At 70.4% G+C, this 21,314-nt stretch carries 22 protein-coding genes, 1 tRNA gene and 1 pseudogene; 17 read left to right on the top strand and 7 right to left on the bottom strand.

The window, feature by feature from the left end; all coding sequences use genetic code 11:
* Positions 1 to 148: 148 nt before the first annotated feature.
* Positions 149 to 1,171, bottom strand: a pseudogene (locus tag ACNFOC_RS24805) (SUKH-4 family immunity protein); the annotation flags it as partial.
* A gap of 8 nt (positions 1,172 to 1,179) precedes the next feature.
* Complete coding sequence (locus ACNFOC_RS24810; RefSeq protein WP_416961297.1) at positions 1,180 to 2,205, bottom strand: SMI1/KNR4 family protein; 1,026 nt, start codon at positions 2,203 to 2,205, stop codon at positions 1,180 to 1,182.
* Positions 2,206 to 2,543: 338 nt separating this feature from the next.
* On the opposite strand from ACNFOC_RS24810, the gene ACNFOC_RS24815 reads away from it, so the two are divergent.
* Both ACNFOC_RS24815 and ACNFOC_RS24820 read left to right on the top strand, forming a co-directional pair.
* On the top strand, positions 2,544 to 3,083 hold the full coding sequence (locus ACNFOC_RS24815; RefSeq protein WP_416961298.1) for a YwqJ-related putative deaminase: 540 nt from the start codon (positions 2,544 to 2,546) through the stop codon (positions 3,081 to 3,083).
* Positions 3,084 to 3,189: 106 nt separating this feature from the next.
* Entirely contained in the window at positions 3,190 to 3,684 is a 495-nt protein-coding gene (locus tag ACNFOC_RS24820) for an SUKH-3 domain-containing protein (RefSeq protein WP_416961299.1), read from the top strand.
* Between the two features lie 292 nt (positions 3,685 to 3,976).
* On the opposite strand, the gene ACNFOC_RS24825 is transcribed toward ACNFOC_RS24820, so the two are convergent.
* Entirely contained in the window at positions 3,977 to 5,296 is a 1,320-nt protein-coding gene (locus ACNFOC_RS24825) for a sensor histidine kinase (RefSeq protein ID WP_416961300.1), read from the bottom strand.
* A 195-nt stretch (positions 5,297 to 5,491) separates the two neighbouring features.
* Between ACNFOC_RS24825 and ACNFOC_RS24830 the strand changes: the two genes are divergently transcribed.
* The 7 genes from ACNFOC_RS24830 to ACNFOC_RS24860 all read left to right on the top strand — a co-directional run bounded on the left by ACNFOC_RS24830 (position 5,492) and on the right by ACNFOC_RS24860 (position 10,353).
* Positions 5,492 to 5,563: transfer RNA gene (locus tag ACNFOC_RS24830), tRNA-Gln, on the top strand.
* A gap of 164 nt (positions 5,564 to 5,727) precedes the next feature.
* The gene (glmU, locus tag ACNFOC_RS24835; RefSeq protein WP_416961301.1) at positions 5,728 to 7,173 is read left to right on the top strand and encodes a bifunctional UDP-N-acetylglucosamine diphosphorylase/glucosamine-1-phosphate N-acetyltransferase GlmU; all 1,446 of its coding nucleotides are present in this window, start codon (positions 5,728 to 5,730) and stop codon (positions 7,171 to 7,173) included.
* Positions 7,174 to 7,250: 77 nt separating this feature from the next.
* A complete protein-coding gene (locus tag ACNFOC_RS24840; RefSeq protein ID WP_019064636.1) occupies positions 7,251 to 8,231 on the top strand; it encodes a ribose-phosphate diphosphokinase in 981 nt (326 codons plus the stop codon).
* A 24-nt stretch (positions 8,232 to 8,255) separates the two neighbouring features.
* Entirely contained in the window at positions 8,256 to 8,402 is a 147-nt protein-coding gene (locus tag ACNFOC_RS24845; RefSeq protein ID WP_416961302.1) for a hypothetical protein, read from the top strand.
* A 140-nt stretch (positions 8,403 to 8,542) separates the two neighbouring features.
* Positions 8,543 to 9,127, top strand: coding sequence for a 50S ribosomal protein L25/general stress protein Ctc (locus tag ACNFOC_RS24850; RefSeq protein ID WP_019064637.1), 585 nt, complete (start codon positions 8,543 to 8,545; stop codon positions 9,125 to 9,127).
* Positions 9,128 to 9,198: 71 nt separating this feature from the next.
* On the top strand, positions 9,199 to 9,801 hold the full coding sequence (gene pth, locus ACNFOC_RS24855; protein ID WP_416961303.1) for an aminoacyl-tRNA hydrolase: 603 nt from the start codon (positions 9,199 to 9,201) through the stop codon (positions 9,799 to 9,801).
* A gap of 51 nt (positions 9,802 to 9,852) precedes the next feature.
* On the top strand, positions 9,853 to 10,353 hold the full coding sequence (locus ACNFOC_RS24860) for a hypothetical protein (protein ID WP_416961304.1): 501 nt from the start codon (positions 9,853 to 9,855) through the stop codon (positions 10,351 to 10,353).
* Between the two features lie 78 nt (positions 10,354 to 10,431).
* Here ACNFOC_RS24860 and ppc read toward each other — a convergent pair whose 3' ends face one another.
* Positions 10,432 to 13,173, bottom strand: a complete 2,742-nt coding sequence (gene ppc / locus ACNFOC_RS24865; RefSeq protein WP_416961305.1) for a phosphoenolpyruvate carboxylase — start codon at positions 13,171 to 13,173, stop codon at positions 10,432 to 10,434.
* 307 nt (positions 13,174 to 13,480) lie between these two features.
* Here ppc and ACNFOC_RS24870 point away from each other — a divergent pair, with 307 nt between their 5' ends.
* From ACNFOC_RS24870 to ACNFOC_RS24885, 4 genes are read left to right on the top strand one after another with little or no spacing between them, the layout of a single operon-like run.
* Positions 13,481 to 14,497 carry an acyl-CoA desaturase gene (locus ACNFOC_RS24870; RefSeq protein ID WP_416961306.1) on the top strand — a complete coding sequence of 339 codons (1,017 nt, stop codon included), beginning with the start codon at positions 13,481 to 13,483 and terminating at the stop codon, positions 14,495 to 14,497.
* Positions 14,494 to 15,171: a TetR family transcriptional regulator gene (locus tag ACNFOC_RS24875; RefSeq protein ID WP_416961307.1), complete on the top strand. Its 678-nt coding sequence runs from the start codon at positions 14,494 to 14,496 to the stop codon at positions 15,169 to 15,171. The genes ACNFOC_RS24870 and ACNFOC_RS24875 overlap by 4 nt, the downstream gene beginning before the upstream one ends.
* Before the next feature lie 41 nt (positions 15,172 to 15,212).
* Positions 15,213 to 15,464: a type II toxin-antitoxin system Phd/YefM family antitoxin gene (locus ACNFOC_RS24880; RefSeq protein WP_416961308.1), complete on the top strand. Its 252-nt coding sequence runs from the start codon at positions 15,213 to 15,215 to the stop codon at positions 15,462 to 15,464.
* The gene (locus tag ACNFOC_RS24885; protein ID WP_416961309.1) at positions 15,461 to 15,709 is read left to right on the top strand and encodes a type II toxin-antitoxin system RelE family toxin; all 249 of its coding nucleotides are present in this window, start codon (positions 15,461 to 15,463) and stop codon (positions 15,707 to 15,709) included. Before ACNFOC_RS24880 ends, ACNFOC_RS24885 begins: the two co-directional genes overlap by 4 nt.
* Here ACNFOC_RS24885 and ACNFOC_RS24890 read toward each other — a convergent pair.
* Both ACNFOC_RS24890 and ACNFOC_RS24895 read right to left on the bottom strand, forming a co-directional pair.
* Positions 15,684 to 16,064: a VOC family protein gene (locus ACNFOC_RS24890; protein WP_416961310.1), complete on the bottom strand. Its 381-nt coding sequence runs from the start codon at positions 16,062 to 16,064 to the stop codon at positions 15,684 to 15,686. The two genes, ACNFOC_RS24885 and ACNFOC_RS24890, sit on opposite strands and share 26 nt — an antisense overlap.
* 3 nt (positions 16,065 to 16,067) lie before the next feature.
* Complete coding sequence (locus tag ACNFOC_RS24895) at positions 16,068 to 16,871, bottom strand: trans-aconitate 2-methyltransferase (RefSeq protein ID WP_416961311.1); 804 nt, start codon at positions 16,869 to 16,871, stop codon at positions 16,068 to 16,070.
* A 104-nt stretch (positions 16,872 to 16,975) separates the two neighbouring features.
* On the opposite strand from ACNFOC_RS24895, the gene tamR reads away from it, so the two are divergent.
* Positions 16,976 to 17,473 carry a MarR family transcriptional regulator TamR gene (gene tamR, locus ACNFOC_RS24900; protein ID WP_328682685.1) on the top strand — a complete coding sequence of 166 codons (498 nt, stop codon included), beginning with the start codon at positions 16,976 to 16,978 and terminating at the stop codon, positions 17,471 to 17,473.
* Here tamR and ACNFOC_RS24905 read toward each other — a convergent pair.
* On the bottom strand, positions 17,432 to 18,199 hold the full coding sequence (locus ACNFOC_RS24905; protein WP_327403451.1) for a LuxR C-terminal-related transcriptional regulator: 768 nt from the start codon (positions 18,197 to 18,199) through the stop codon (positions 17,432 to 17,434). The genes tamR and ACNFOC_RS24905 overlap by 42 nt on opposite strands.
* A 261-nt stretch (positions 18,200 to 18,460) precedes the next feature.
* On the opposite strand from ACNFOC_RS24905, the gene ACNFOC_RS24910 reads away from it, so the two are divergent.
* The 3 genes from ACNFOC_RS24910 to ACNFOC_RS24920 all read left to right on the top strand — a co-directional run bounded on the left by ACNFOC_RS24910 (position 18,461) and on the right by ACNFOC_RS24920 (position 21,199).
* Positions 18,461 to 18,931, top strand: a complete 471-nt coding sequence (locus ACNFOC_RS24910; RefSeq protein WP_416961312.1) for a GNAT family N-acetyltransferase — start codon at positions 18,461 to 18,463, stop codon at positions 18,929 to 18,931.
* A 62-nt stretch (positions 18,932 to 18,993) separates the two neighbouring features.
* Positions 18,994 to 19,905, top strand: coding sequence for a sulfotransferase family protein (locus tag ACNFOC_RS24915; protein ID WP_416961313.1), 912 nt, complete (start codon positions 18,994 to 18,996; stop codon positions 19,903 to 19,905).
* Between the two features lie 55 nt (positions 19,906 to 19,960).
* A complete protein-coding gene (locus ACNFOC_RS24920; RefSeq protein WP_416961314.1) occupies positions 19,961 to 21,199 on the top strand; it encodes an MFS transporter in 1,239 nt (412 codons plus the stop codon).
* Positions 21,200 to 21,314 lie beyond the last annotated feature (115 nt).

Raw genomic sequence — 21,314 nt, forward strand, 5'->3', positions numbered from 1 at the left:
GAGCGTTGCGCGGCCTGAGCGACGACGGGTGTGAACGTGAGCAGCAGCTTGGGTACGTCCGGGCTGGACCTCAGCCACTTGTCGTAGGCGTCGATCCTGGTCACGACGTCGGCGGGTTCGCCGCCCAGTGGCATCGAGCGCGGCCAGCCCCGGGCCCACCAGGAGGCTGAGGCACGTTACCGGCCCCGCCCGGCCCCTGCGGATACCCGTAGGACGACGGAGCCGGCTGAGGCGCACCCTGCGGATACCCGTACGACGACGGCGTGTTGCCCTGAGGCGCGCCACCATGTCCACCAGGCCCCTGCGAACCCCCGCCCCCACCACCGGAGTTGGAGCTGGAACCGGAGCTGGAACCGGAGTCGGAACCGGAGTTGGAATCATCCAGCGCCGGAGCCTGTGCCGTGCGCGGGAGTTGGCTGCCGCCGGAGATCAGCGCGGTCTTGGCGTCGGGCGGGGTGTTGTCCGCGGGCTCCCTCAGCGGCGGCGCGAAAACGGTCGCGGGCAGCGGTACCGAACGGTCCTCGCCGGGATCCGCGTTGGTGTCGGTCCCCGCCCAGGGAGTCGCCCCGGCAGGCACGGCGGGCGCGTCCGGCGCCCCGGACCCCCCGGCGTCCGGCCACGCGGAAGCGGCCGGCACCCCGGCCTGCGTCTCCGGAAGCGAACTCCCCGCCGAACCATGAGCCGCCGGACCCGGAGCCGAAACTCCCGCACCCGCGCCCGGAGTTGACCCCGGAGCCCCAACACCCGCACCCGCGGCGGGAGTCGAGGCCGAAGCCGACTCCCCCCGCCGGTCCGGAATCCCCAGCTTGTCCGCCGCCTCCTGCAACCACTCCGGTGGACTCAGCAGGAACGACGTCTGGTTGAGGTCCACCCGTGCGGGAGCCGCCGGTACCGCGTCGGCGACCTCGTCGGGGCGGCCGTACTCCTCCTCGTAGCGGCGGACGACCTCGCCCACCGGCAGCGAGGGCCACAGGGTGGCCTCGCCGCTGTCGCGGGCGAGCACCAGCCGCTGCGCGCCGCCGTCCGAACGCGGGCCGTCGGCGCGGTCCTCGGCCCAGATCACGAAGCCGAGTTCGAACTCCCGCACCCGCACCTCGCGATGCTGGTACGACGGCACATCGCCGTTGATCCACTCCTCGGCGCGCTCCTGCGCCTGCGCGAAGGTCACCATCGTCTCGCTCACTCCCCCACCGAAGACGCGGAAGCCGCAGAAGCCGCGGAAGAGGCCGCCGGCACCGGAACCACCGTCGCGAACCCGCCGTCCACCATCAGATTCGCCACCGTCTCCAACTCCGGGGGATTTCCCGCGAGTCGGGCCAGGAACTGGTCGAAGTCGTCCCCGACGGGCAGCAGCAGCCGCTCCACGCGGGCGGCCGGAGCCCAGGACGGATCGACGTCGCGGGCGTCGTCGTAGGCACAGAACCACACGGAACCGATCCGCTGCCCCTTCACCTTCACGGCGAGCAGGCCGCCCTGGACGAAGCCGACGGCCAGGTAGTCCTTGGTGAGATGGTCGCGCAGGCATTTGTTGATGTAGACGAGGTCGTTGACGGCGGCCTCGTCGCGGACCGTGAAGAACGGCTGGTCGATCAGCAGCCCCAACTCGGCGTCCAGCGCGGTGCCGACGGGGGCGCAGCCGCCGGCCGCCTTGAGGAACGACCGGTAGGCGCCCGGGAGTCGGTAGCCGAGGTCCTCCTCGACACCCTGCACCTGCGCCTCGGTCACCGCCACCGCCGACTTCGGCAGTCCGAAGTGCGCGGGGCGGGTCTCCTGGAGCGGGCGGGTGCCGCGCTTGTCGTGGTCGACGGCGGCCGTGGCGATCCCGCCGTGGTGGCGCAGCAGCGCCTTCACGTCGACGGGGACGAGTTCGAGGCGCCGGGTGCCGACCACGTGGTGCCAGGTCCAGCCGTGCGGGGTGGCCACCGCGGGCACGGTGTCCCACAGCTCGTGCCGGGTCGCGGCGAGCGCCGCGTTCGCCGACACGTAGTCCGTGAGGCGCAGTTCGTCGACCCCGAAGCCCTCCGGGGGCTCGGCGATCTCCGCGACCGCGCGCGCGTACGGCGAGAAGTCGGGGTAGCCGTGCTCGTCCATCCGCACCCCTCTGGGGTGGCGGGCCGCCCGGACCGGGTCCGGGAAGTGCACGACCTGCCCGGCGTAGGCCGCGTTCGGTGGCGCGGCTCGCTGCCCGAGCCGACCTGTCGTCATGGCGGTTGCCCCCTGCGGCATTCAGTACGATTCACAGCGGCCGAGTGTCCAACTCGCCCCACTGTGCCCCGTATCGACTGTCTCGTCTTCTTGACGTCTTCGTCCGACTGTCTCCACGCGTCGACCGCGTGGAACGCGGTGCGGACAGCCTATGCGGTACGGCGACACGGGTCACCGGCAGCGGTCGTCGGCGCCCGTCACCGGACCTTCACTTCCGTGACCTGACGTCACCCCGTCGTGACAGCCCGCCGAAGCCCTGGCGTGTCGCACCGCCCCAGCTACCGCACCAGCCACGGCATTTGGCACTCTGTGACCCGCCGGGGGATGCTCGGGAGGGGATGACGATCATGAACGCGACGCAGACGGGACCGCACACCGGGGCGCACACCGGACCTTCAGGCGACCCCCGGGTCGGCTGGAGCGCCACCGAGGCCCGGCACGCGCCGGCCCTCAACCACCGCCGTGACGGCATACTTCCGACCGTCGCCGCCGCCCTCTCCGTGCGCGGCGCCACCACCCTCACCGGCACGGCCGCCCGCGGCGACCAGGCACCCGCGCTGCACCCGCTCGTACAGGACTTCCTCGACACCCTCACCAGCGCCCAGCGCGACCGGTTCACCGGCCGCTGCGCCGAGGCGATCCTCATCTCCCGCCACATCGCCGCCGCCGACGCCGCCCGCAGCAAGCGCGCCGCACGGAAGCCGATGACCAACGGCGAGGCCCGCAAGACCCTCAAGCAGGCCAAGCTCACCGCCCGCCGCATCCGCGAGGACGGCGACCCCCTGCACGGCAGCTTCGCGACCCCCTGCCGGGCCTGCACAGCCCTGAGCGCCCACTTCGGCGTCCGAGTCGTCGACCCCGCGACGGAAACGGGCTGACCCCCACCCCCGAAGCACCACCGCACAACAGGACTGCAGCACCACCGCACCACCGCACCACATCACCACCGCACCACCGTCCCTGACGCCGACGATCGAAGGGCAGATGCACGCCGACCGCAACTCCACCACGCGCTTCTCCGTACCCGTGGACGCCGCTTTGCGCGCCGCGGGCTGGCAGCCCGGCCGCTGGGACATAAAACAGGCCGAGATCTGGGCGGACGCCCTGCGCGACCACACCTCGCCCGCAGGACACCAGCACGCCGTGTTCCCGGCGGCGGTCGAGGCCTGGGCCGAGTTCGGCGGCCTGCACATCACGCCCTCCGGCCCCGGCCGCCAGATCTCCCCCGTGGCGCTCCACCTGGACCCGCTGCACGGCCTCCACATGGCCCGCACCCTCGGCGACCTGGGCCGAGCCCTGGACACCGACGTCAGCCCCCTGGGCGAGGAGCCGGACACCCAGTCCCTCCTGGCCATCGACTCCGAGGGCCGCGTCTACGCCCTGGACCACACCGGCGACTGGTACCTGGGCCCCACCATCGACCAGGCCCTGGCCACCCTGATCTCAGGCATAGAGCCGGTACGCCTCACAGCGGGCTGACCGCACCCAGGACGCCCGCAGCCCTCGTACGGCGAGAAGGCGACGTGTCGGGGGGTGTCCGCCCGCAGCGGTCGGCGCTCAACACCGCCACCCTCTTGAGAAACCTTGCCGCGCCGATCCGAGGACGGATACCCCCCGGCGCGGCGCCGCCCCACAACGCACCCGAGGCAACCCACGACGCACCGGCACCCACCCACAAGGCCGCACCCCAAACAACCCAGGGGCGCGGGGAACTGCGCGCCCAGCCCCCACCGGCCCGCACCCGACAACTCACCCGCACCGGCCCGCACCTTCAAGCCGCCGGAATCACCGCAGACACCCGAAACCCACCCGCATCCGTAGGCCCCGAAACAAACACCCCGCCCAACGCAAGCACCCGCTCCCGCATCCCCACCAGCCCATTCCCCCCAGAGGGCAACCGCGCCGCAGCCGCAGAAGCCAGCTCAGGCGGCGGCTCATTCTCAACCTGCATCGCGATCTCCGACACCCGATGCGCAAGCCGTACATGCGTCTTCGCACCCGCCGCATGCTTGTGAACGTTCGTCAACGCCTCCTGCACCACCCGGTACGCGGTCTGCTCGATCTCCGCCGCATAAGAACGCGTCTCACCCTCCACGGACAGATCCACAGCCATCCCGGCCGCAGCCGACTGCCCGAGCAACTCATCCACGTCCGACAGACAGGGCCCGTCCCCCACACCCTCGTCGTCGACAGCCCGAGAAGCCGCAGCCGCAGCAGCCACCCCCACCGCAACCAACGGCACGGCCGCCGCCCGCTCCCGCGCGTCCCGCCCGTCCCCGCTCCTCAACACCCCGAGCATCTCCCGGAGTTCGGTGAGCGCCTGCCGCCCCATGTCCCCCACGAGCGCCGCGTTCTTGACGGCCTTCTCCGGATCCTTTCGGGCCACCGCCTGCAGCGCCGCCGCATGCACGACCATCAGACTCACCCGATGCGCGACGACGTCATGCATCTCCCGCGCGATCCGGGTCCGCTCCTCACCCCGCGCCCACTCGGCCCGCTCCTCGGCCCGCTCCGCGAGGAGTTGCAGCTCCCGCTCCAGGCTGTCCGCCCGCTCCCGGAGACTCTCCATCAGCCGGCGCCGGGCACCGACGTACATCCCGAGCAGCACGGGCGGCGCGGTCATCCCGACCGCGATGGAGATCGAGGCGAACGGGACGAACCAGTCCCCGAGTTCCCACGTCCCCCGCTGCATGTCCTGCCGTACCCGCACGAACATGACGATGAGCATGCCGAGGAAGGACATCCCGGCCAGCGACCCGATGATCCGGCGCGGCAGTTCGGACGCGGCGAGGGTGTAGAGACCCACGATGCCCATCAGGTAGCCCATCTGGGCCGGGGTGATGGCGATGGAGACGAGCACGACCGCGATCGGCCACTTCCGGCGGACGATCAGCGCCGACCCGGCCAGCACCCCGAAGACGACTCCCACCGCGGCCGGAATCCCCGCGTCGTGCGCGAACCGAACGCCTTCCGCCCCGCACTCCACGGCGGACCCCGCCGCGAGCCCCGTGTCCAGCACCGCACTGCGCCACCTGGTCCACCACCCCGGCCCTCCCCGGGCCGTGGCATGGTCTTCCCCCGTCGTGGTCATGCCTCCAGCCTACGGGCGCCGGCGCCCGGTTTTCCGGCGAGTTTCCGTGCACCGGCCTCCACCACAGCCCGTAATCGGACAGCCACGAACCGACTCACCCACGACAAGTCCCGTCGCACGGAGGGCATCGCGTACGGCATAGTGTTCTGTGCCCACTCGGCGACCAGGCTAAATGTCCGGTTCTCACGAGTTTGATCCCCCGTGGTGTAATTGGCAGCACCGTGGCTTTTGGTGCCATTTGTCCGGGTTCGAGTCCTGGCGGGGGAGCAAAAACCGATCACAACTGATCGACACCTGAGCAACCCCCTCCCCCAGCAACCCTCTTCGGGCCCTGACAGCTCTGTCAGGGCCCACTCTCATGTCCCCCATGAAACGCCCCGGTATCCTGCGAATGTCCACCCCCCAGCATTTCGAAGCCGAAGGGCAAACCCGTGAGCGCCATTCGCCCGGCAGCCGTCGTCGTCCTCGCAGCGGGTGAGGGCACCCGTATGAAGTCGGCCACACCGAAGGTCCTGCACGAGCTCTGCGGCCGGACCCTCGTCGGTCATGTGCTGGCCGCCGCCCGCGAGTTGGAGCCGGAGAACCTGGTCGTCGTCGTGGGCCACGCCCGCGAGCAGGTGACCGCGCACCTCGGCGCGACCGACCCCGGCGTACGGACCGCGGTCCAGGCCGAGCAGAACGGCACGGGTCACGCCGTACGCATGGCGCTCGAAGAGCTCGGCACCGTCGACGGCACCGTGGTCGTCGTCTGCGGCGACACCCCCCTGCTGCGCGGCGAGACCCTGCGCGCCCTCGCCGCCAACCACTCCGCCGACGGCAACGCGGTGACCGTCCTGACCGCCGAGGTCCCGGACGCGACCGGCTACGGCCGGATCGTCCGCGACGGCGCCTCCGGCGCGGTGACCGCGATCGTCGAGCACAAGGACGCCTCCGACTCGCAGCGCGCGATCCGCGAGATCAACTCCGGAGTCTTCGCGTTCGACGGGCAGTTGCTCGCCGACGCGCTCGGCAAGGTGCGCACCGACAACAGCCAGGGCGAGGAGTACCTCACCGACGTCCTCGGCATCCTGCGCGAGGCCGGACACCGGGTCGGCGCCTCCGTCGCGGACGACCACCGCGAGATCGCCGGCATCAACAACCGCGTCCAGCTGTCCGAAGCCCGCCGCATCCTCAACGACCGGCTGCTGACCGAGGCCATGCTCGCCGGCGTCACCGTCATCGACCCGGCGACGACCTGGATCGACGTCGACGTCACCTTCGGCCAGGACGCGATCGTCCACCCCGGCACCCAGCTGCACGGCACCACGCACATCGGCGAGGGCGCCGAGGTCGGCCCCAACACCCGCCTGACGGACACCACCGTCGAGGCCGGCGCCCGCGTCGACAACACCGTCGCCGTCAGCTCGCACATCGGCCCGGGGGCGTCCGTCGGCCCGTTCGCCTACCTCCGTCCCGGCACCCGCCTGGGCGCGAAGGGCAAGATCGGCACGTACGTCGAGACGAAGAACGCGACGATCGGCGAGGGCACGAAGGTCCCGCACCTCTCCTACGTCGGAGACGCGACGATCGGCGACTACACCAACATCGGTGCCGCCAGCGTCTTCGTGAACTACGACGGCAAGGACAAACACCACACCACCGTGGGGTCGCACTGCCGCACGGGTTCGGACAATATGTTTGTGGCACCCGTCACGGTCGGGGACGGCAGTTACACCGCCGCCGGCTCCGTGATCACGAAGGACGTACCGCCCGGTTCGCTGGCCGTGGCCCGTGGCCAGCAGCGGAATATCGAGGGTTGGGTGGCCCGCAAGCGTCCGGGCAGCGCGGCGGCGAAGGCCGCGGAAACCGCTTCCCGCCAGGGCGAGAGCGAGAACTGACCGGAAACGGGCGCGTCGAACACGGCGTACCGTGATAAACGCACACCCAGTTGAATGACCTCTGAGGAGACAGTGCTGTGACCGGGATCAAGACGACCGGCGAGAAGAAGATGATGTTCTTCTCCGGCCGCGCCCACCCCGAGCTTGCCAAGGAGGTCGCCCAGCAGCTGGGTGTCGGGGTAGTCCCGACGAAGGCCTTCGACTTCGCGAACGGCGAGATCTACGTCCGCTTCGAGGAGTCGGTGCGCGGTGCGGACTGTTTCGTGATCCAGAGCCACACGGCTCCCATCAACCAGTGGGTCATGGAGCAGCTCATCATGATCGACGCGCTCAAGCGCGCGTCGGCCCGCTCCATCACCGTCATCGTGCCCTTCTACGGCTACGCCCGCCAGGACAAGAAGCACCGCGGCCGCGAACCGATCTCGGCCCGCCTCATCGCGGACCTGATGAAGACGGCGGGCGCGCACCGCATCCTCACCGTCGACCTGCACACCGACCAGATCCAGGGCTTCTTCGACGGCCCCGTGGATCATCTCTTCGCCCTCCCGCTCCTCGCGGACTACGTGGGCTCCAAGGTCGACCGCAGCAAGCTGACCGTCGTCTCCCCGGACGCCGGCCGCGTGCGCGTCGCCGACCGCTGGTGCGACCGCCTGGGCGCGCCCCTCGCGATCGTGCACAAGCGGCGCGACAAGGACGTGGCGAACCAGGTGACCGTCCACGAGGTCGTCGGCGAGGTCAAGGGCCGCGTCTGCGTCCTGGTCGACGACATGATCGACACCGGCGGCACGATCTGCGCCGCCGCGGACGCCCTGTTCGCGCACGGCGCGGAGGACGTCATCGTGACGGCCACCCACGGCGTGCTCTCCGGCCCCGCCGCGGACCGCCTGAAGAACTCCCGCGTCAGCGAGTTCGTCCTCACGGACACCCTCCCCACCCCGGGCGAGGTCGGCGCCGACCTCGACAAGATCACGGTCCTGTCGATCGCCCCGACCATCGCGAGCGCGGTCCGAGAGGTCTTCGAGGACGGCTCGGTCACGAGCCTCTTCGACGAGCACTAGGCGCTCCGCTGGAAGGGCCGCGATATGCCGTCGATCGTCTGCGGCTTCGTCGTGGCTGGTCGCGCCCACGCGGCGGAGCCGCATATCGACACAGCCCCGCGCCCCTTTGGGGCGCTCGTGAACCGGCGCTTCAAGAAGATCGATTTCCGGTACGGCCTCCCTGCCGAGTAAGCTGCCCAAGTTGCTCGGCGAGGGAGGCCGTACCGCTTCGCAAGAAGTTCGTACGGCGGTCCGTTATCGACGCGCTCTTCGTAGCAGGCCGATGTTCGGCCGGGTGACCACCTTCCCCGACTGTTCTACGAGGAGTGACCATGGCCGACGTCAAGCTCGCCGCCGAGACCCGCACCGAGTTCGGCAAGGGCGCCGCACGCCGTATCCGCCGTGACAAGAAGGTCCCCGCCGTGGTCTACGGCCACGGTGTCGACCCGCTGCACATCACCCTGCCGGGCCACGAGCTGCAGCTCGCCCTGCGTACCCCGAACGTCCTGCTCACCCTGGACATCGAGGGCACGACCCAGCTCGCGATCCCGAAGGCCGTCCAGCGTGACGCCATCAAGGGCTACCTGGAGCACGTCGACCTGCTCACCGTGAAGAGCGGCGAGAAGGTCACCGTCGAGGTCTACGTCCACACCGAGGGCGAGCTGGCCCCGGGTTCGTTCCTCCTTGAGCACGTGCTGAGCACGATCACCGTCGAGGCCGAGGCCACGCACATCCCCGAGTCGGTCACCGTGTCCATCGCGGGCCTGGAGGCCGGTGCGGCCATCGCCGCCAAGGACATCCCGCTCCCGGCCGGCACCACGCTGGCGATCGACGAGGACGCGGTCGTCCTCCAGGTCCTGGCCGCCCAGGCGGAGGAGGCGTCCGCGGACGCCGACGCCGAGGCCACCGAGGCCTGATCCGCACCGCTCACCGTTTCGTCAGCCGCTGTTCCCACCGGGAGCAGCGGCTGGCGCGTATCGATGGAGACATGGACGTGACGACCGACGCCAACGCCCCCTGGCTGATCGTGGGACTCGGCAACCCCGGCCCCGAGTACGCCAACAACCGGCACAACGTGGGCTTCGTGGTGGCCGACCTGCTCGCCGAGCGGATCGGCGGCAAGTTCAAGCGGGCCGGTAAGGCACAGGCGCAGGTCCTGGAGGGCCGGATCGGAGCGCCGGGTCCGGCGAGCCGCCGGGTCGTCCTGGTCAAGCCGACGTCGTTCATGAACCTGTCCGGCGGCCCGGTCAACGCGCTGCGCGACTTCTACAAGGTGCCGCTCGCGAACGTCGTCGCTGTGCACGACGAACTGGACATCGACTACGGCACCCTCCGCCTCAAGCTCGGCGGCGGCGACAACGGCCACAACGGCCTGAAGTCGATGACGAAGGCGATGGGCCCGGACTACCACCGGGTGCGCTTCGGCATCGGACGCCCGCCGGGCCGTATGCAGGTCGCCGACTTCGTACTGAAGGACTTCTCCTCCACGGAACGCAAGGAACTGGACTTCCTGGTGGACCGGGCGACCGACTCCGTGGAGTGTCTGGTGAGCGAGGGCCTGGAACGGGCACAGAGCGCGTACAACTCCTGACTTGACCGACTTGTCAGTCACGGGAGTTGACCGCGCGTGCGGGTATGGCCAATGATCCCCGCCATGTCACCCGCAGCCTCCGCCTCCCCCGGCGCCTTCGCCGCCCTGAACTTCGGACGGCTCGCGGCGATGGGCACGGTCACCGTGCTGATCCTGATCGCCGGGCTGTGGGGCTCGTGGCCGACCGCGCACAACGTGATGCTGACCAAGGGCCGCGAGAGCGGCACGATCGAGGTCACCACGTGTGGCGACGACACCTGCACCGGCCCGTACACCCCGGTCTCGACGGGATCGAAGGCCCGCGCCAAGGTCGTCATCGAGCACACGGTCGCGGTGAAGAAGGGCCAGACGTACACCGTGGTCGTGAAGCCCGGCACCGACGAGGTCATGCGCTCCGGTCCCGCCGGCATCCTCTACGCCTGGGTCCCCCTCGGCGGCGCCCTGCTGCTCGCCTCGGTGGTGGTCGCGGGCGGGCTACGGCTGACCCGGGCCGCGTGGGTGCTGGCGGGGACAGGGATGGCCTTGCTGACGGCGGCGTTCCTGGCGCTCTGAACGACGGAGAAAAGCGAAAAAGGGTGCCCCCGAGCTGCTACGACAGCTCGGGGGCACCCTTCGTTCGGTCCGATCCGGTCAGCCGGTGTTGCGCAGGCCCGCCGCCACACCGTTGACGGTGAGAAGCAGGGCGCGGCTCAGCAGCGGGTCGGGTTCCGCACCCGCCGCCGCCTCGTCGCGCTGGCGCTTCAGCAGCGTCACCTGGAGGTAGGAGATCGGGTCGAGGTAGGCGTCGCGGATGGTGAACGTCTGCTTCAACACCGGGGTGGCGTCCAGCAGTTCGGTCTCACCGGTGACGCGGAGCACCTCGGCGACGGTCAGGTCGTGCTCGGCCCTGATCGTGTCGAAGACGTGCTTCAGTTCGTCCGGGACGAGGGTGTCGACGTAGTGCTGGGCGATCCGCAGGTCCGTCTTCGCGAGGGTCATCTCGACGTTGGAGATGAAGTTGCGGAAGAAGTGCCACTGGCCGTGCATCTCGTCGAGCACGGTGTCGAGACCGGCTTCGCGCAGCGCCTTCAACCCTGAACCCACGCCGTACCAGCCGGGCACGATCTGCCGGGACTGGGTCCAGCCGAACACCCACGGGATGGCGCGCAGTCCGTCGAGCGAGACGCCCGAGCCGGGGCGGCGGGAGGGCCGCGAGCCCAGGTGCAGATCGGCAAGCTGGTCCACCGGCGTGGAGGCGAGGAAGTAGGTCGGCAGGTCCGGGTCCTCGACCAGCCTGCGGTAGGCGGCGTGGGCGGCGTCGCTGACCAGGTCCATGGCCGCGTCCCAACGCGCGAGCGACTCGTCGGACTGGCGGGGTGAGGTGTGCAGGGCGGAGGCCTGGAGGGTGGCGGCCACCGTCAGCTCCAGGTTCTCCCTCGCCAGTGACGGCACCAGGTACTTATCGGAGATGACCTCGCCCTGCTCGGTCACCTTGATCTCGCCCTCCAGGGTGCCCCAGGGCTGGGCGAGGATCGCGTCGTGGGACGGACCGCCACCGCGGCCGACGGTTCCGCCGCGACCGTGGAAGAGCCGGAGCCGGACGCCGTAGCGGTGCGCCACGTCACGCAGCCGCCGCTGCGCCCGGTGGATCTCCCACTGACTGGTCGTAATACCACCGAACTTGGAGGAGTCCGAGTACCCGAGCATGACCTCCTGGACATCGCCCCGCAGCGCGACGAGCCGCCGGTAGGACGGGTCGGAGAGCATGTCCTCAAGGATGGTGTCGGCGGCCTTCAGCTCGTCCGTGGTCTCCAGGAGCGGCACGATGCCGACCTTCGCCCAGCCGGCGTGCAGGTCGATCAGCCCGGCCTCGCGGGCCAGTACCGCGGCGGCGAACACGTCGTCGGCGCCCTGACACATCGAGATGATGTACGACTCGATGACCTCGGGCCCGAAGACCGCGAGGGCCTTCTTGACGGTCTCGAAGACACCGAGGGTCTTCTCACCGGCCGCGTCGACGGGCGCCGGGGTGGGCGCCAAGGGCCTCCGTGACCGCAGCTCCTTGGCGAGCAGCTTGGCGCGGTACTCGCGGGGCATGTCGGAGTACCGCCAGGACTCCTCACCGAGCCGGTCGAAGAGCTGGCCGAGCGCGTGGTGGTGGGCGTCCGCGTGCTCGCGTACGTCCATGGTGGCGAGCTGAAGGCCGAACGCGCCGAGCGTGCGGATCGTACGGTCCATGCGGCCGTCGGCGAAGAGGCCGCCGCGGTGGGCGCGCAGGGAGGTCTGGATCAGGGTGAGGTCGTGCAGCAGCTCGGCGGTGCCGAGGTAGTCGCGGCCGTCCTCGTGCGGGGTGCCCTTGGCCAGGCGGCTCTTGGTGTTCTCCAGCTTCTGCCGGATGCAGGTGGCCTTGAGGCGGTACGGCTCCTCGGCGTTGAGGCGCTTGTAGCGGGGGCTGATCTCGGGCAGTCGCTCCAGGTCGATCCGGAGGGACTCCAGCAGCTCCTCCGTCGCGCCCGTGTAGCGGATGGAGTTGGAGAGGAAGCCGCGCAGCTCGTCGATCGTCTCCAGGGCGTCGTTGATGCCGTGCTCGTGCTGGAGGATCAGGACGTCCCAGGTGACCTGGGGCGTGACGTTCGGGTTGCCGTCGCGGTCGCCGCCGATCCAGGTGCCGAAGGTGAGCGGGCGGGTGTCGTCGGGCAGCTTGACGCCGACGCGCTCCAGCTCGGCGGTCAGGTCCTCCAGGACGTCGCCGACCGCGCCCGCGTGCAGCTCGTCGAGGTAGTAGATCGCGTTACGCGCCTCGTCCGCCGGCTCCGGACGCACGACCCGCAGCTCATCCGTCTGCCACACCAGGTCGATGTTCTCGGCGAGGCGGGTGTCGTAGCGACGGCGGTCGGACGCGATGACCGGGGTCTCCAGGAGCGCGGCGATGCGCCGGAGCTTGTTGAGGACCGACCGGCGCGCGGCCTCGGTGGGGTGCGCGGTGAAGACCGGGCGGACGTTCAGGTTCTTGACCGTCTCGCGCAGGTGCTCGGGGTCGGCGTCCTTGAGGCGGTCGGCCGTGCGGGCGAGGAGACCGCCCTCGGCGGCACGGCGGGCGCGCAGCTCGCGGCCGCGGTGCACCTGCTCGGTGACGTTGGCCAGGTGGAAGTAGGTGGAGAAGGCGCGGACCAGCTTGGCGGCGGTCTCCAACTCGGTGCCGCGCAGCAGCTCGGCGGCGGCCTCGCCGTCCTCCCGGGTGAGACGGCGGACCTTCTCGACCAGTTCGAGCAGCTCGGGGCCCTCCTGGCGGACGAGGGTCTCGCCGAGCAGATCGCCCAGGCGCCGGATGTCGGCGCGCAGCTCACTGCCGGTCGAGGTGGTGCTCGTGGTCAGGTCGTCGGCACTGCTCACAGGTGCGGCTCCTTGCAGTGTTTGAAGCTCGTCTGGAGGGAACCCGGACGGCGGTCCCGCGGCGGCTGCCGCATACGGGACGGACATCCGGGAAGAAAACAGAGCGGACCGCGCTGTCCGACCGACACCAAGGATAGGTGTCCACTCTGACGCGCGGTCTCACGGGCTTCGTCCACCGGTCGACGCGCTGCCATACTTACGTCGCCGTAGGTTACGGAACCGTAGGGAAGTCCATGCTGAACTGTTGCTGCCCGGCTCCCGCCGTCCGACGCTCCGCCTCCACCTCCGAACCCCACAGGGGACGCCCATGACCACGAGCTCCGATGTGATCGACGACGCCCCGCGGGCGAACGACGACGGCACTCCGCTGCCCGCCGCCACCCTGGGCGGCGAGAAGAAGGGGTCGCTGGAACAGATCACGCTCCTCCTCTTCATCACCGTCCCCTTCCTGGCCCTGCTCGCGGCGGTGCCGCTGGCGTGGAGCTGGGGCGGGGTGAGCTGGCTGGACCTCGGCCTGCTGGTGTTCTTCTACTACCTGGGCTGCCACGGCGTGACGATCGGCTACCACCGGTACTTCACGCACGGCTCCTTCAAGGCGAAGCGCCCGCTGCGGATCGCCGTCGCGATCGCCGGGTCGATGGCGGTCGAGGGGCCGCTGGTGCGCTGGGTCGCCGACCACCGCAAGCACCACAAGTTCTCCGACGCGGACGGCGACCCGCATTCGCCGTGGCGCTACGGCGAGACGGTGCCGGCCCTGATCAAGGGCCTGTGGTGGGCGCACATCGCGTGGATGTTCGACGAGGAGCGCACCCCGCAGGACAAGTACGCGCCGGATCTGATCAAGGACAAGGCGATCCGGACGATCTCCCGCCACTTCATCTACTGGACGATGCTGTCGCTCGCGCTGCCGGCGCTGATCGGCGGGCTGGTCACGATGTCCTGGTGGGGCGCGTTCACGGGCTTCTTCTGGGGCTCGCTCGTCCGCGTGGCCCTGCTGCACCACGTCACCTGGTCGATCAACTCGATCTGCCACGCGGTCGGCAAGCGCCCCTTCAAGTCCCGTGACCGTTCCGGCAACGTGTGGTGGCTGGCGATCCTGTCCTGCGGCGAGTCCTGGCACAACCTGCACCACGCCGACCCGACGTCCGCGCGGCACGGTGTGGAGCGCGGCCAGCTGGACTCCTCGGCGCGGATCATCCGCTGGTGCGAGCAGCTCGGCTGGGCCTATGACGTGCGCTGGCCGTCACGCTCGCGTATCGATTCGCGCCGTATCTCCGGTACGGACGGCTCTCAGCCCCGGAAGGAGTCGGCGGAGGCGGCATGATTGACGCCGTGGCGACCGATCCCAGCAGCACCCCGAGCAACGAGAAGCCCCGACGCACGCGCCGTACCCGGATGACGGGAGCGGAGCGCCGGGCCCAGCTGCTCGAGGTCGGTCGCACGCTCTTCGCGACGAAGGGCTTCGAGGCCACGTCGGTGGAGGAGATCGCGGCGAAGGCCGGGGTCTCCAAGCCGGTGGTCTACGAGCACTTCGGCGGCAAGGAGGGCCTGTACGCGGTGGTCGTGGACCGCGAGATGCGCCGCCTGCTGGACATGGTGACCAGCTCGCTGACGGCCGGCCACCCCCGCGAACTCTGCGAACAGGCGGCCTTCGCCCTCCTCGACTACATCGAGGAGTACACGGACGGCTTCCGCATCCTGGTCCGCGACTCCCCCATCCCCCAGTCGACGGGTTCCTTCGCGTCCCTGATCTCGGACATCGCGACGCAGGTCGAGGACATCCTGGGCCGCGAGTTCAAGAGCCGGGGCTTCGACGCGAACCTCGCCCCGCTCTACGCTCAGGCCCTCGTCGGCATGGTCGCCCTGACCGGCCAGTGGTGGCTGGACGTCCGCCGCCCGAAGAAGGCGGAGGTCGCGGCCCATCTGGTGAACCTGGCGTGGCACGGGCTGGACGGGTTGGAGGCGAAGCCTCATTTGATAGGGCGCCGAAAAACCTGAGTGAACGTTCCTCTAGATTAACCTTGTGCAACACTGGGCTCATGACTGAGATCACGATCAGCGCGGCCCGCGCCCAACTCGGCGACCTGGTCCGCCGCGCCGCCCACAGCCGCGAGACCATCGCCCTCACGGACCACGGACACGTGGCCGCGCTCCTCGTCTCGCCGCAGGTGATAGAGGATCTCGAAGACGCCCTGGCCGTCGCGAACTACCAGCGGCGCAAGGCCGAGGGCACACTCGGCGAAGGCATCCCGCATGAGGAAGTCGGCCGGATTCTCGGGCTGCGCCCGTGACCTACCGCATCATCTGGGAGCCGAGCGCCACGAACACCGCGGTCCGGTTCCTCAAGGACGATCCGACCGGACTCGCTGCGGTCTACGAGGCCGTCGACGCACTCGCCGAGACCCCCCGCCCCGTCAACTCCGTCGCCTACGGCGTCGACATCCGGCGCCTCCGCGTCGGCGACTACCGCGTCCTGTACGTCATCGACGACGAAGTGATCCACATCCTCATCACCCACCTGGGCCGAACCGCCTGATCGCCTCCAGGAACTCCAGCCGGTTCCCCACCGGATCCTCCGAGTAGAAGCGCCGGTAACCGGGCAGGCCCTCGTCCCAAGTGACGGACGCCCCAAGGGACTTCAGCCGGGCCGCGTACGCCTCGATGCCGGTCACGCGGAGCCCGGGGTGCGCCTTCTTCGCGGGCCGGAAGTCAGTCTCGATGCCCAAGTGCAGTTGGACCGCCCCCGCCCCGAACCAGCACCCGCCCCGTGCCGCGAGCACAGGCGGCTTGGGGATCTCGGTCATGCCGAGGATGTCGACGTAGTACCGCCGCAGCGCGTCCTCCGATCCCGCCGGAGCCGCCAACTGCACGTGATCCACGGCCGCGAGCATCCCTCACGCCTCCTTGCGGGCCACCGCGAACAACCGCCGGAACGGGAGCACCGTGCCGTACTCCGCCGTCGGGTACGCCTCGCGGAGCAGGTCGCGGTACTCCGTCACGAACGCGTCCCGCGCCTCCGGGTCGTCCGCCAGGGCGGTCAGGGCCGGGCGGAGGCCGGTGCCCTTGACCCAGTCGAGGACGGGGTCGTCGCCGGGGAGGACGTGCTGGTACGTCGTCTGCCAGACGTCGGGGGCGCAGCCCAGGCGGGCCAGGTGGTCGAGGTAGACACCGGGGGCGTGGACCGAGTCCTCGCGGCGCAGGACCTCGCCGAGGCGGCTCTTCCAGCGGGCGCTGCCCGCCAGTTCGCGCATCAGGGCGTGCAGGGGCGCGTCGATGTTGTCCGGCACCTGGAAGGCGAAGGTGCCGCCGGGGGCCAGCGCGGCCACCCAGTCGCCGAACCGGTCGAGGTGCCCCGGCACCCATTGCAGCGCCGCGTTCGAGACGATCAGGTCGTACGTCTGCGTCGGCGCCCAGTCCGTCGCGTCCGCGTGGGCGAAGTCCAGGAGGCCGCCGCCGGGCGTGGGGCCCGCGTAGGGCTCGGTCTTCGCGAGCATCTCGGGTGAGTTGTCGTAGCCGGTGATGTGCGCGGTGGGCCAGCGGTCGGCGAGGACGGTGGTCACGTTGCCGGGGCCGCAGCCGAGGTCGGCGATGCGGGGCGCGGAGCCCGGCACGTCGGTGACGCGGGCGAGGAGGTCGGTGAACGGGCGGGCGCGGTGGCCGGCGTGGCGCAGGTACTGAGCGGGGTCCCAAGTCGTCATGCCCTCCACTCTCCTCGGACACTTATCTTGATGTCAAGAGACTCTGAATCGAGATAGTTGACTTCAAGAGACTTCATATCGACACAACCACTACACTGATCGTCATGGAGGACGAGGTCGATCGGCTTGTCGCAGCGTGGCGCCGGGAGCGCCCCGACCTCGACGTGGAGCCACTTGAAGTGCTCAGCCGGGTGAGCAGACTGGCCCGGCACCTGGACCGGGCCCGCCGGCTGGCATTCGCCGAGCACAGCCTGGAGCCCTGGGAGTTCGACGTGCTGACGGCGCTCCGGCGCGCGGGCAGCCCCTACCAGCTCTCCCCCGGCCAGCTGCTGACACAGACCCTGGTCACGTCCGGCACGATGACGAACCGTATCGACCGCCTGGCGAAGAAGGGCCTGGTCGAGCGGCTCCCCGACCCCAGCGACCGCCGGGGCGTGCTGGTCCGCCTCACCGAGGAGGGCCAGGACCGCGCGGACCAGGCCCTGGCCGGCCTGCTGGCGCAGGAGCGCGCGATCCTCGCGGAACTCTCCCGCGCCCAGCGGGGCGAACTGGCGGACCTGCTACGCCAGTTGACCGCCCCGTTCGACAACATCCCCGGTTAGGTCGACGGGTCCCACCCCTGCGCGCCGGGCGAGAGCCACCGCCGCGAGGGTGGAGTGGACGCCCAGTTTGCCGAGCACGTTTTGCATATGCGTCCGGACTGTGTGCGGGGAGAGGAACAGTCGCTCGGCGACCGCCTTGCGCCCCAGTCCGGCCACCATGCAGCGCAGCACTTCCCGTTCCCTCGGCGTGAGGGACTCCACGAGCCGCTCGCTCTCGGTGCGGTGCTTGCGGGCGGCCGTCAACTCCCGTAGGACGCCGGTCAGTAGGGCGGGTGGCAGGTGCGTCTCGTCGCGAAGCACCCCTCGGATGACGGTTAAAAGCCTGGACAGCGAGCAGTCCTTGGCGACCCAGCCGGAGGCCCCGGCCTGAAGCGCCAGCGCGGCCCGGCGCGGATCGTCCTTCTCGGCCAGCACGACCATCCGTACGCTCGGCTGCGCCGAACGGACCCCGGCGACCAGGGAGATCCCGTCCACCAGCCCGTCCTCGTTGCCCGCCTGAACAGGCACGGCGGGCCGGACGCCCGGCACGTTGCCGCCCAGATCGGCATCCACGAGCAGGACGTCGAATCTGCGGCCCTCGGCGTTCGCGCGCTCCATGCAGCGCAGCGCGGCGGGACCGCTGCCGGCCGCGGACACGTCGACATCGGGCTCGGCGGCCAGTGCCGCGGCGAGCGATTCGGCGAAGATGCGATGGTCGTCGACGACCAGGACTCGGATGCGAACCACGAAACCCCCTTCCCCAGGCTCCTGGTGGAGCAGGGGATACCTCATCGTCGGGAGACGAAGCGATGATTGCGGGTACGACGCCCGGGAGCGGCCTGAGCCGCACGGCCGCCGCCGTGCAGACACTGCTACCCCCACATCGGGCGTCGTACCCGACTTGTCTCGCCCCCTGATCAGCACCGGCCCCCACCGGTGCTGCTCACAGCGTACGGCCGGGGCGCAGCAGCGGAAGCTAATTTGCAGAACTGATTGTCCGGCACGTTTATGGTGAGCCGCATGTTTCGTATTGAGACGGAAGTCGACAAGGAGCGACGCGATCTGCTCCGCGCCCGGCTGCTCGAAACCAACACGGCCGCGTCGCCGGTGCTGCGCGCCCTGCGCGGAACCCCTCGCGAACGTGAAGTTCCGCTCCAGGTGTGGGCGTTGGACGCGACGGGCGGACTGGCGGGCGGGCTGGTCGGCCACACCTGGGCGGACTGGCTGCATGTGACGTACCTGTGGGTGGACGGCCGGCACCGCGGCACGGGTCTCGGCTCCCGTCTCCTCGCCGAGACGGAGCGCGTCGCCCGCGACGAGCGGGGCTGTGGGGCGGCCCGCCTGGAGACGTGGGACTTCCAGGCGCCGGAGTTCTACAAGAAGCAGGGGTACGAGGTGGTGTGTGTGATCCCGGACTATCCGCCGGGGATCACCGAGTACACCCTGACGAAGAAGCTGGGCCGAACGAACGTCAGGTGAACACATCCGAGGCGAACGAGACGCTCAGCCCAGTCTCATACTCTCCTCTTACCGTGCCCCGCATGAGCATGCTGCGGAAGCTGAACTCCAAGCTCGCCGAGACGACCGGCTACCAGATACGCCGGGTGCCCCCGCCGCCCGGCGCGCAGTCCGCGGGCTCCCTCGGGGCGATTCCCGCGCCGCGCGGTTCACGTCCCGCGCGCCCCGAACCCGTGCCGGTCCCGGTGCCGACGGTGGATCCGGCGGTCGACCGGTTGCTGGAGCGACCTGTGTTCATCCTGACCTCGGTGCGGTCCGGGTCGACGCTGCTGCGCATGATGCTGGGGGCGCACTCCCGGCTGCACGCCGCGCACGAACTCCATCTGACCGGTATCGAGGTCTACTTCAAGTCGGGCACCCCCACGGAACGGTCCCTGCGCACCCTGGGCCTGGGTCACGAGCAGTTGGAGGCGCTGCTCTGGGACCGGGCGCTCCACCGTGAACTGGTCAAGTCCGGCAAGCAGTTCATCGTCGAGAAGACCCCGGGCAACGCCTTCCAGTGGCAGCGCATCGCCGCGACCTGGCCGGACGCCCGCTTCGTCTTCCTGCGCAGACACCCGGGCGCGGTGGCCCGCTCCTGGCACGAGGCGGTACCGGACCGCACCCGCGAGGAAGCGGCCGAACGCGTCCTGAAATACATGGAGTCCATGCAGGAGGCCCAGGCCGAACTGGGCGGCCACACCCTCCGCTACGAGGACCTCACCACCGACCCGACCGCCGAACTCCGCTCGCTCTGCGCCTACTTGGACCTCCCCTACGAACCCGGCATGACGGACTACGGCAGCAGCCTGGAGGGCGCCGTCCTCGGCGGCGGCTTCGGCGACTGGAACGACAAGATCCGCTCCGGCCAGGTCCAACCGGACCGCCCGGCACCGGCGTTGGAGGAGATCCCGGGGGTGCTGCGGCCGATGTGTCGGGCGTGGGGGTATCTCTAGGCGAAGTGGCCGGTTGTGGCCCCGCGCCGACGCGGTTCCCTTAAAGTCCATGGCCGTGACATCCACTTCAGCCACCACCGCCGAGAGTCCCGGAACATCATCACTGTGGCGTGAGCCGGCGTTCGTGCTGCTCGCGACCGCGCGAACCGTGTCCGTGCTGGGCAACGGCTTCGCCGCCGTGGCCCTCGCCTTCGCGGTGCTCGCCCTGCCCGGAGCCAGTCCGGGCCGGCTGTCGCTCGTGCTGGCCTGCCAGGCGTTGCCGCAGCTGATGTTCATCCTGGTCGGTGGGGTCATCGCGGACCGCATGCCACGCGCCCGCCTGATGGCGCTCGCGGAGCTGATGGGTGCCGTGGCGTACACGGGTCTGGCCACGCTGGTGCTGACCGGGCACGCGCCGCTGCCCGCGATGTGCGTGCTGGCGGTGGCGGCCGGTACGGCCTCGGCCCTGTTCATGCCGGCGATGGACGGCATCGTGCCGCTGATCGTCCCCACCGAACGCCTCCAGCGGGCCAACGGCACACTGCGGGTGGGCACCAACAGCGCCCGGCTGCTGGGCCTGGCGCTGTCGGGTGTGACGGTGGCCCTGGTGGGCGCGGGCTGGGCACTGGCGTTGAACGCCGTGTCCTTCGTCGTCAGCGCGGCCCTCACGGCCCGCCTCCCGGTCGCCGTACGCCCGCCCAGGAAATCCTCCGGCTGGGCCGATCTCCGCGAGGGCTGGCGGGAGTTCGCGTCCCGCCAGTGGCTGTGGGCCGTGGTGGCCCAGTGGTCGATCGTGGTGGCGGCGCTCAACGCGAACGTGGGAGTCCTCGGCCCGCTGACCGCAGACCGCTACCTCGGCGGTCCCCGCGCCTGGTCGGTCATCGTCGCCGCGCAGGCCCTGGGCACGATCGCCGGCGCGGGCCTGGCCGCCCGGGTCCGGGTCCGCCGCCCGATCCTGGTGGCCGTCCTCGCCACCTTCCCGGCGGCCGTCCCGATCGCCCTCCTCGCCGTCCGGGCCCCGGTCTGGCTGATCGCCGCCGCGATGTTCACCGCCGGGATCTCCAACGACGTCTTCGGTGTCCTGTGGTCCACGACGATCCACCGCGAGATCCCCGAGGAGTCCCTCTCCAGGGTCAGCTCCTACGACGGCTTCGGCTCCCTGGCCTTCGCCCCACTGGGCCTGCTCATCGCCGGCCCACTCGCGGCGACCGTGGGCCTGGGCCACACCCTCGCGGGGTGCGCGGCCCTGGTGGTCCTCGCCACGATCGCGGCACTGCTGACCCCGGGGGTGCGGGGGCTGCGCAGCACCTCGTGAGGGAGGAGGGCGGGCCGTGGACATGGGACTCTCGTGCTGGACGCGGTGACGAAGTGGCGCGGCTCAGGGCGCTAGTCCACAGCGCGCTGCCCCGGCTGGCCGAGAGTGTCGCCGC

The organism is Streptomyces colwelliae, assembly GCF_048158785.1.
Taxonomy (GTDB): domain Bacteria; phylum Actinomycetota; class Actinomycetes; order Streptomycetales; family Streptomycetaceae; genus Streptomyces.

Excerpts from the sequence above, each read along its gene's own strand:
- ACNFOC_RS24820 (WP_416961299.1), top strand. The coding sequence starts at position 3,190 with ATGCACGCCGACCGCAACTCCACCACGCGCTTCTCCGTACCCGTGGAC.
- ACNFOC_RS24825 (WP_416961300.1), bottom strand. The coding sequence starts at position 5,296 with ATGACCACGACGGGGGAAGACCATGCCACGGCCCGGGGAGGGCCGGGG.
- ACNFOC_RS24845 (WP_416961302.1), top strand. The coding sequence starts at position 8,256 with ATGCCGTCGATCGTCTGCGGCTTCGTCGTGGCTGGTCGCGCCCACGCG.
- pth (WP_416961303.1), top strand. The coding sequence starts at position 9,199 with ATGGACGTGACGACCGACGCCAACGCCCCCTGGCTGATCGTGGGACTC.
- ACNFOC_RS24860 (WP_416961304.1), top strand. The coding sequence starts at position 9,853 with ATGATCCCCGCCATGTCACCCGCAGCCTCCGCCTCCCCCGGCGCCTTC.
- ACNFOC_RS24850 (WP_019064637.1), top strand. The coding sequence starts at position 8,543 with ATGGCCGACGTCAAGCTCGCCGCCGAGACCCGCACCGAGTTCGGCAAG.
- ACNFOC_RS24880 (WP_416961308.1), top strand. The coding sequence starts at position 15,213 with ATGACTGAGATCACGATCAGCGCGGCCCGCGCCCAACTCGGCGACCTG.
- ACNFOC_RS24910 (WP_416961312.1), top strand. The coding sequence starts at position 18,461 with ATGGTGAGCCGCATGTTTCGTATTGAGACGGAAGTCGACAAGGAGCGA.
- ACNFOC_RS24815 (WP_416961298.1), top strand. The coding sequence starts at position 2,544 with ATGACGATCATGAACGCGACGCAGACGGGACCGCACACCGGGGCGCAC.
- ACNFOC_RS24870 (WP_416961306.1), top strand. The coding sequence starts at position 13,481 with ATGACCACGAGCTCCGATGTGATCGACGACGCCCCGCGGGCGAACGAC.
- ACNFOC_RS24890 (WP_416961310.1), bottom strand. The coding sequence starts at position 16,064 with ATGCTCGCGGCCGTGGATCACGTGCAGTTGGCGGCTCCGGCGGGATCG.
- ACNFOC_RS24875 (WP_416961307.1), top strand. The coding sequence starts at position 14,494 with ATGATTGACGCCGTGGCGACCGATCCCAGCAGCACCCCGAGCAACGAG.
- ACNFOC_RS24915 (WP_416961313.1), top strand. The coding sequence starts at position 18,994 with ATGAGCATGCTGCGGAAGCTGAACTCCAAGCTCGCCGAGACGACCGGC.
- ACNFOC_RS24895 (WP_416961311.1), bottom strand. The coding sequence starts at position 16,871 with ATGACGACTTGGGACCCCGCTCAGTACCTGCGCCACGCCGGCCACCGC.
- tamR (WP_328682685.1), top strand. The coding sequence starts at position 16,976 with ATGGAGGACGAGGTCGATCGGCTTGTCGCAGCGTGGCGCCGGGAGCGC.
- ACNFOC_RS24810 (WP_416961297.1), bottom strand. The coding sequence starts at position 2,205 with ATGACGACAGGTCGGCTCGGGCAGCGAGCCGCGCCACCGAACGCGGCC.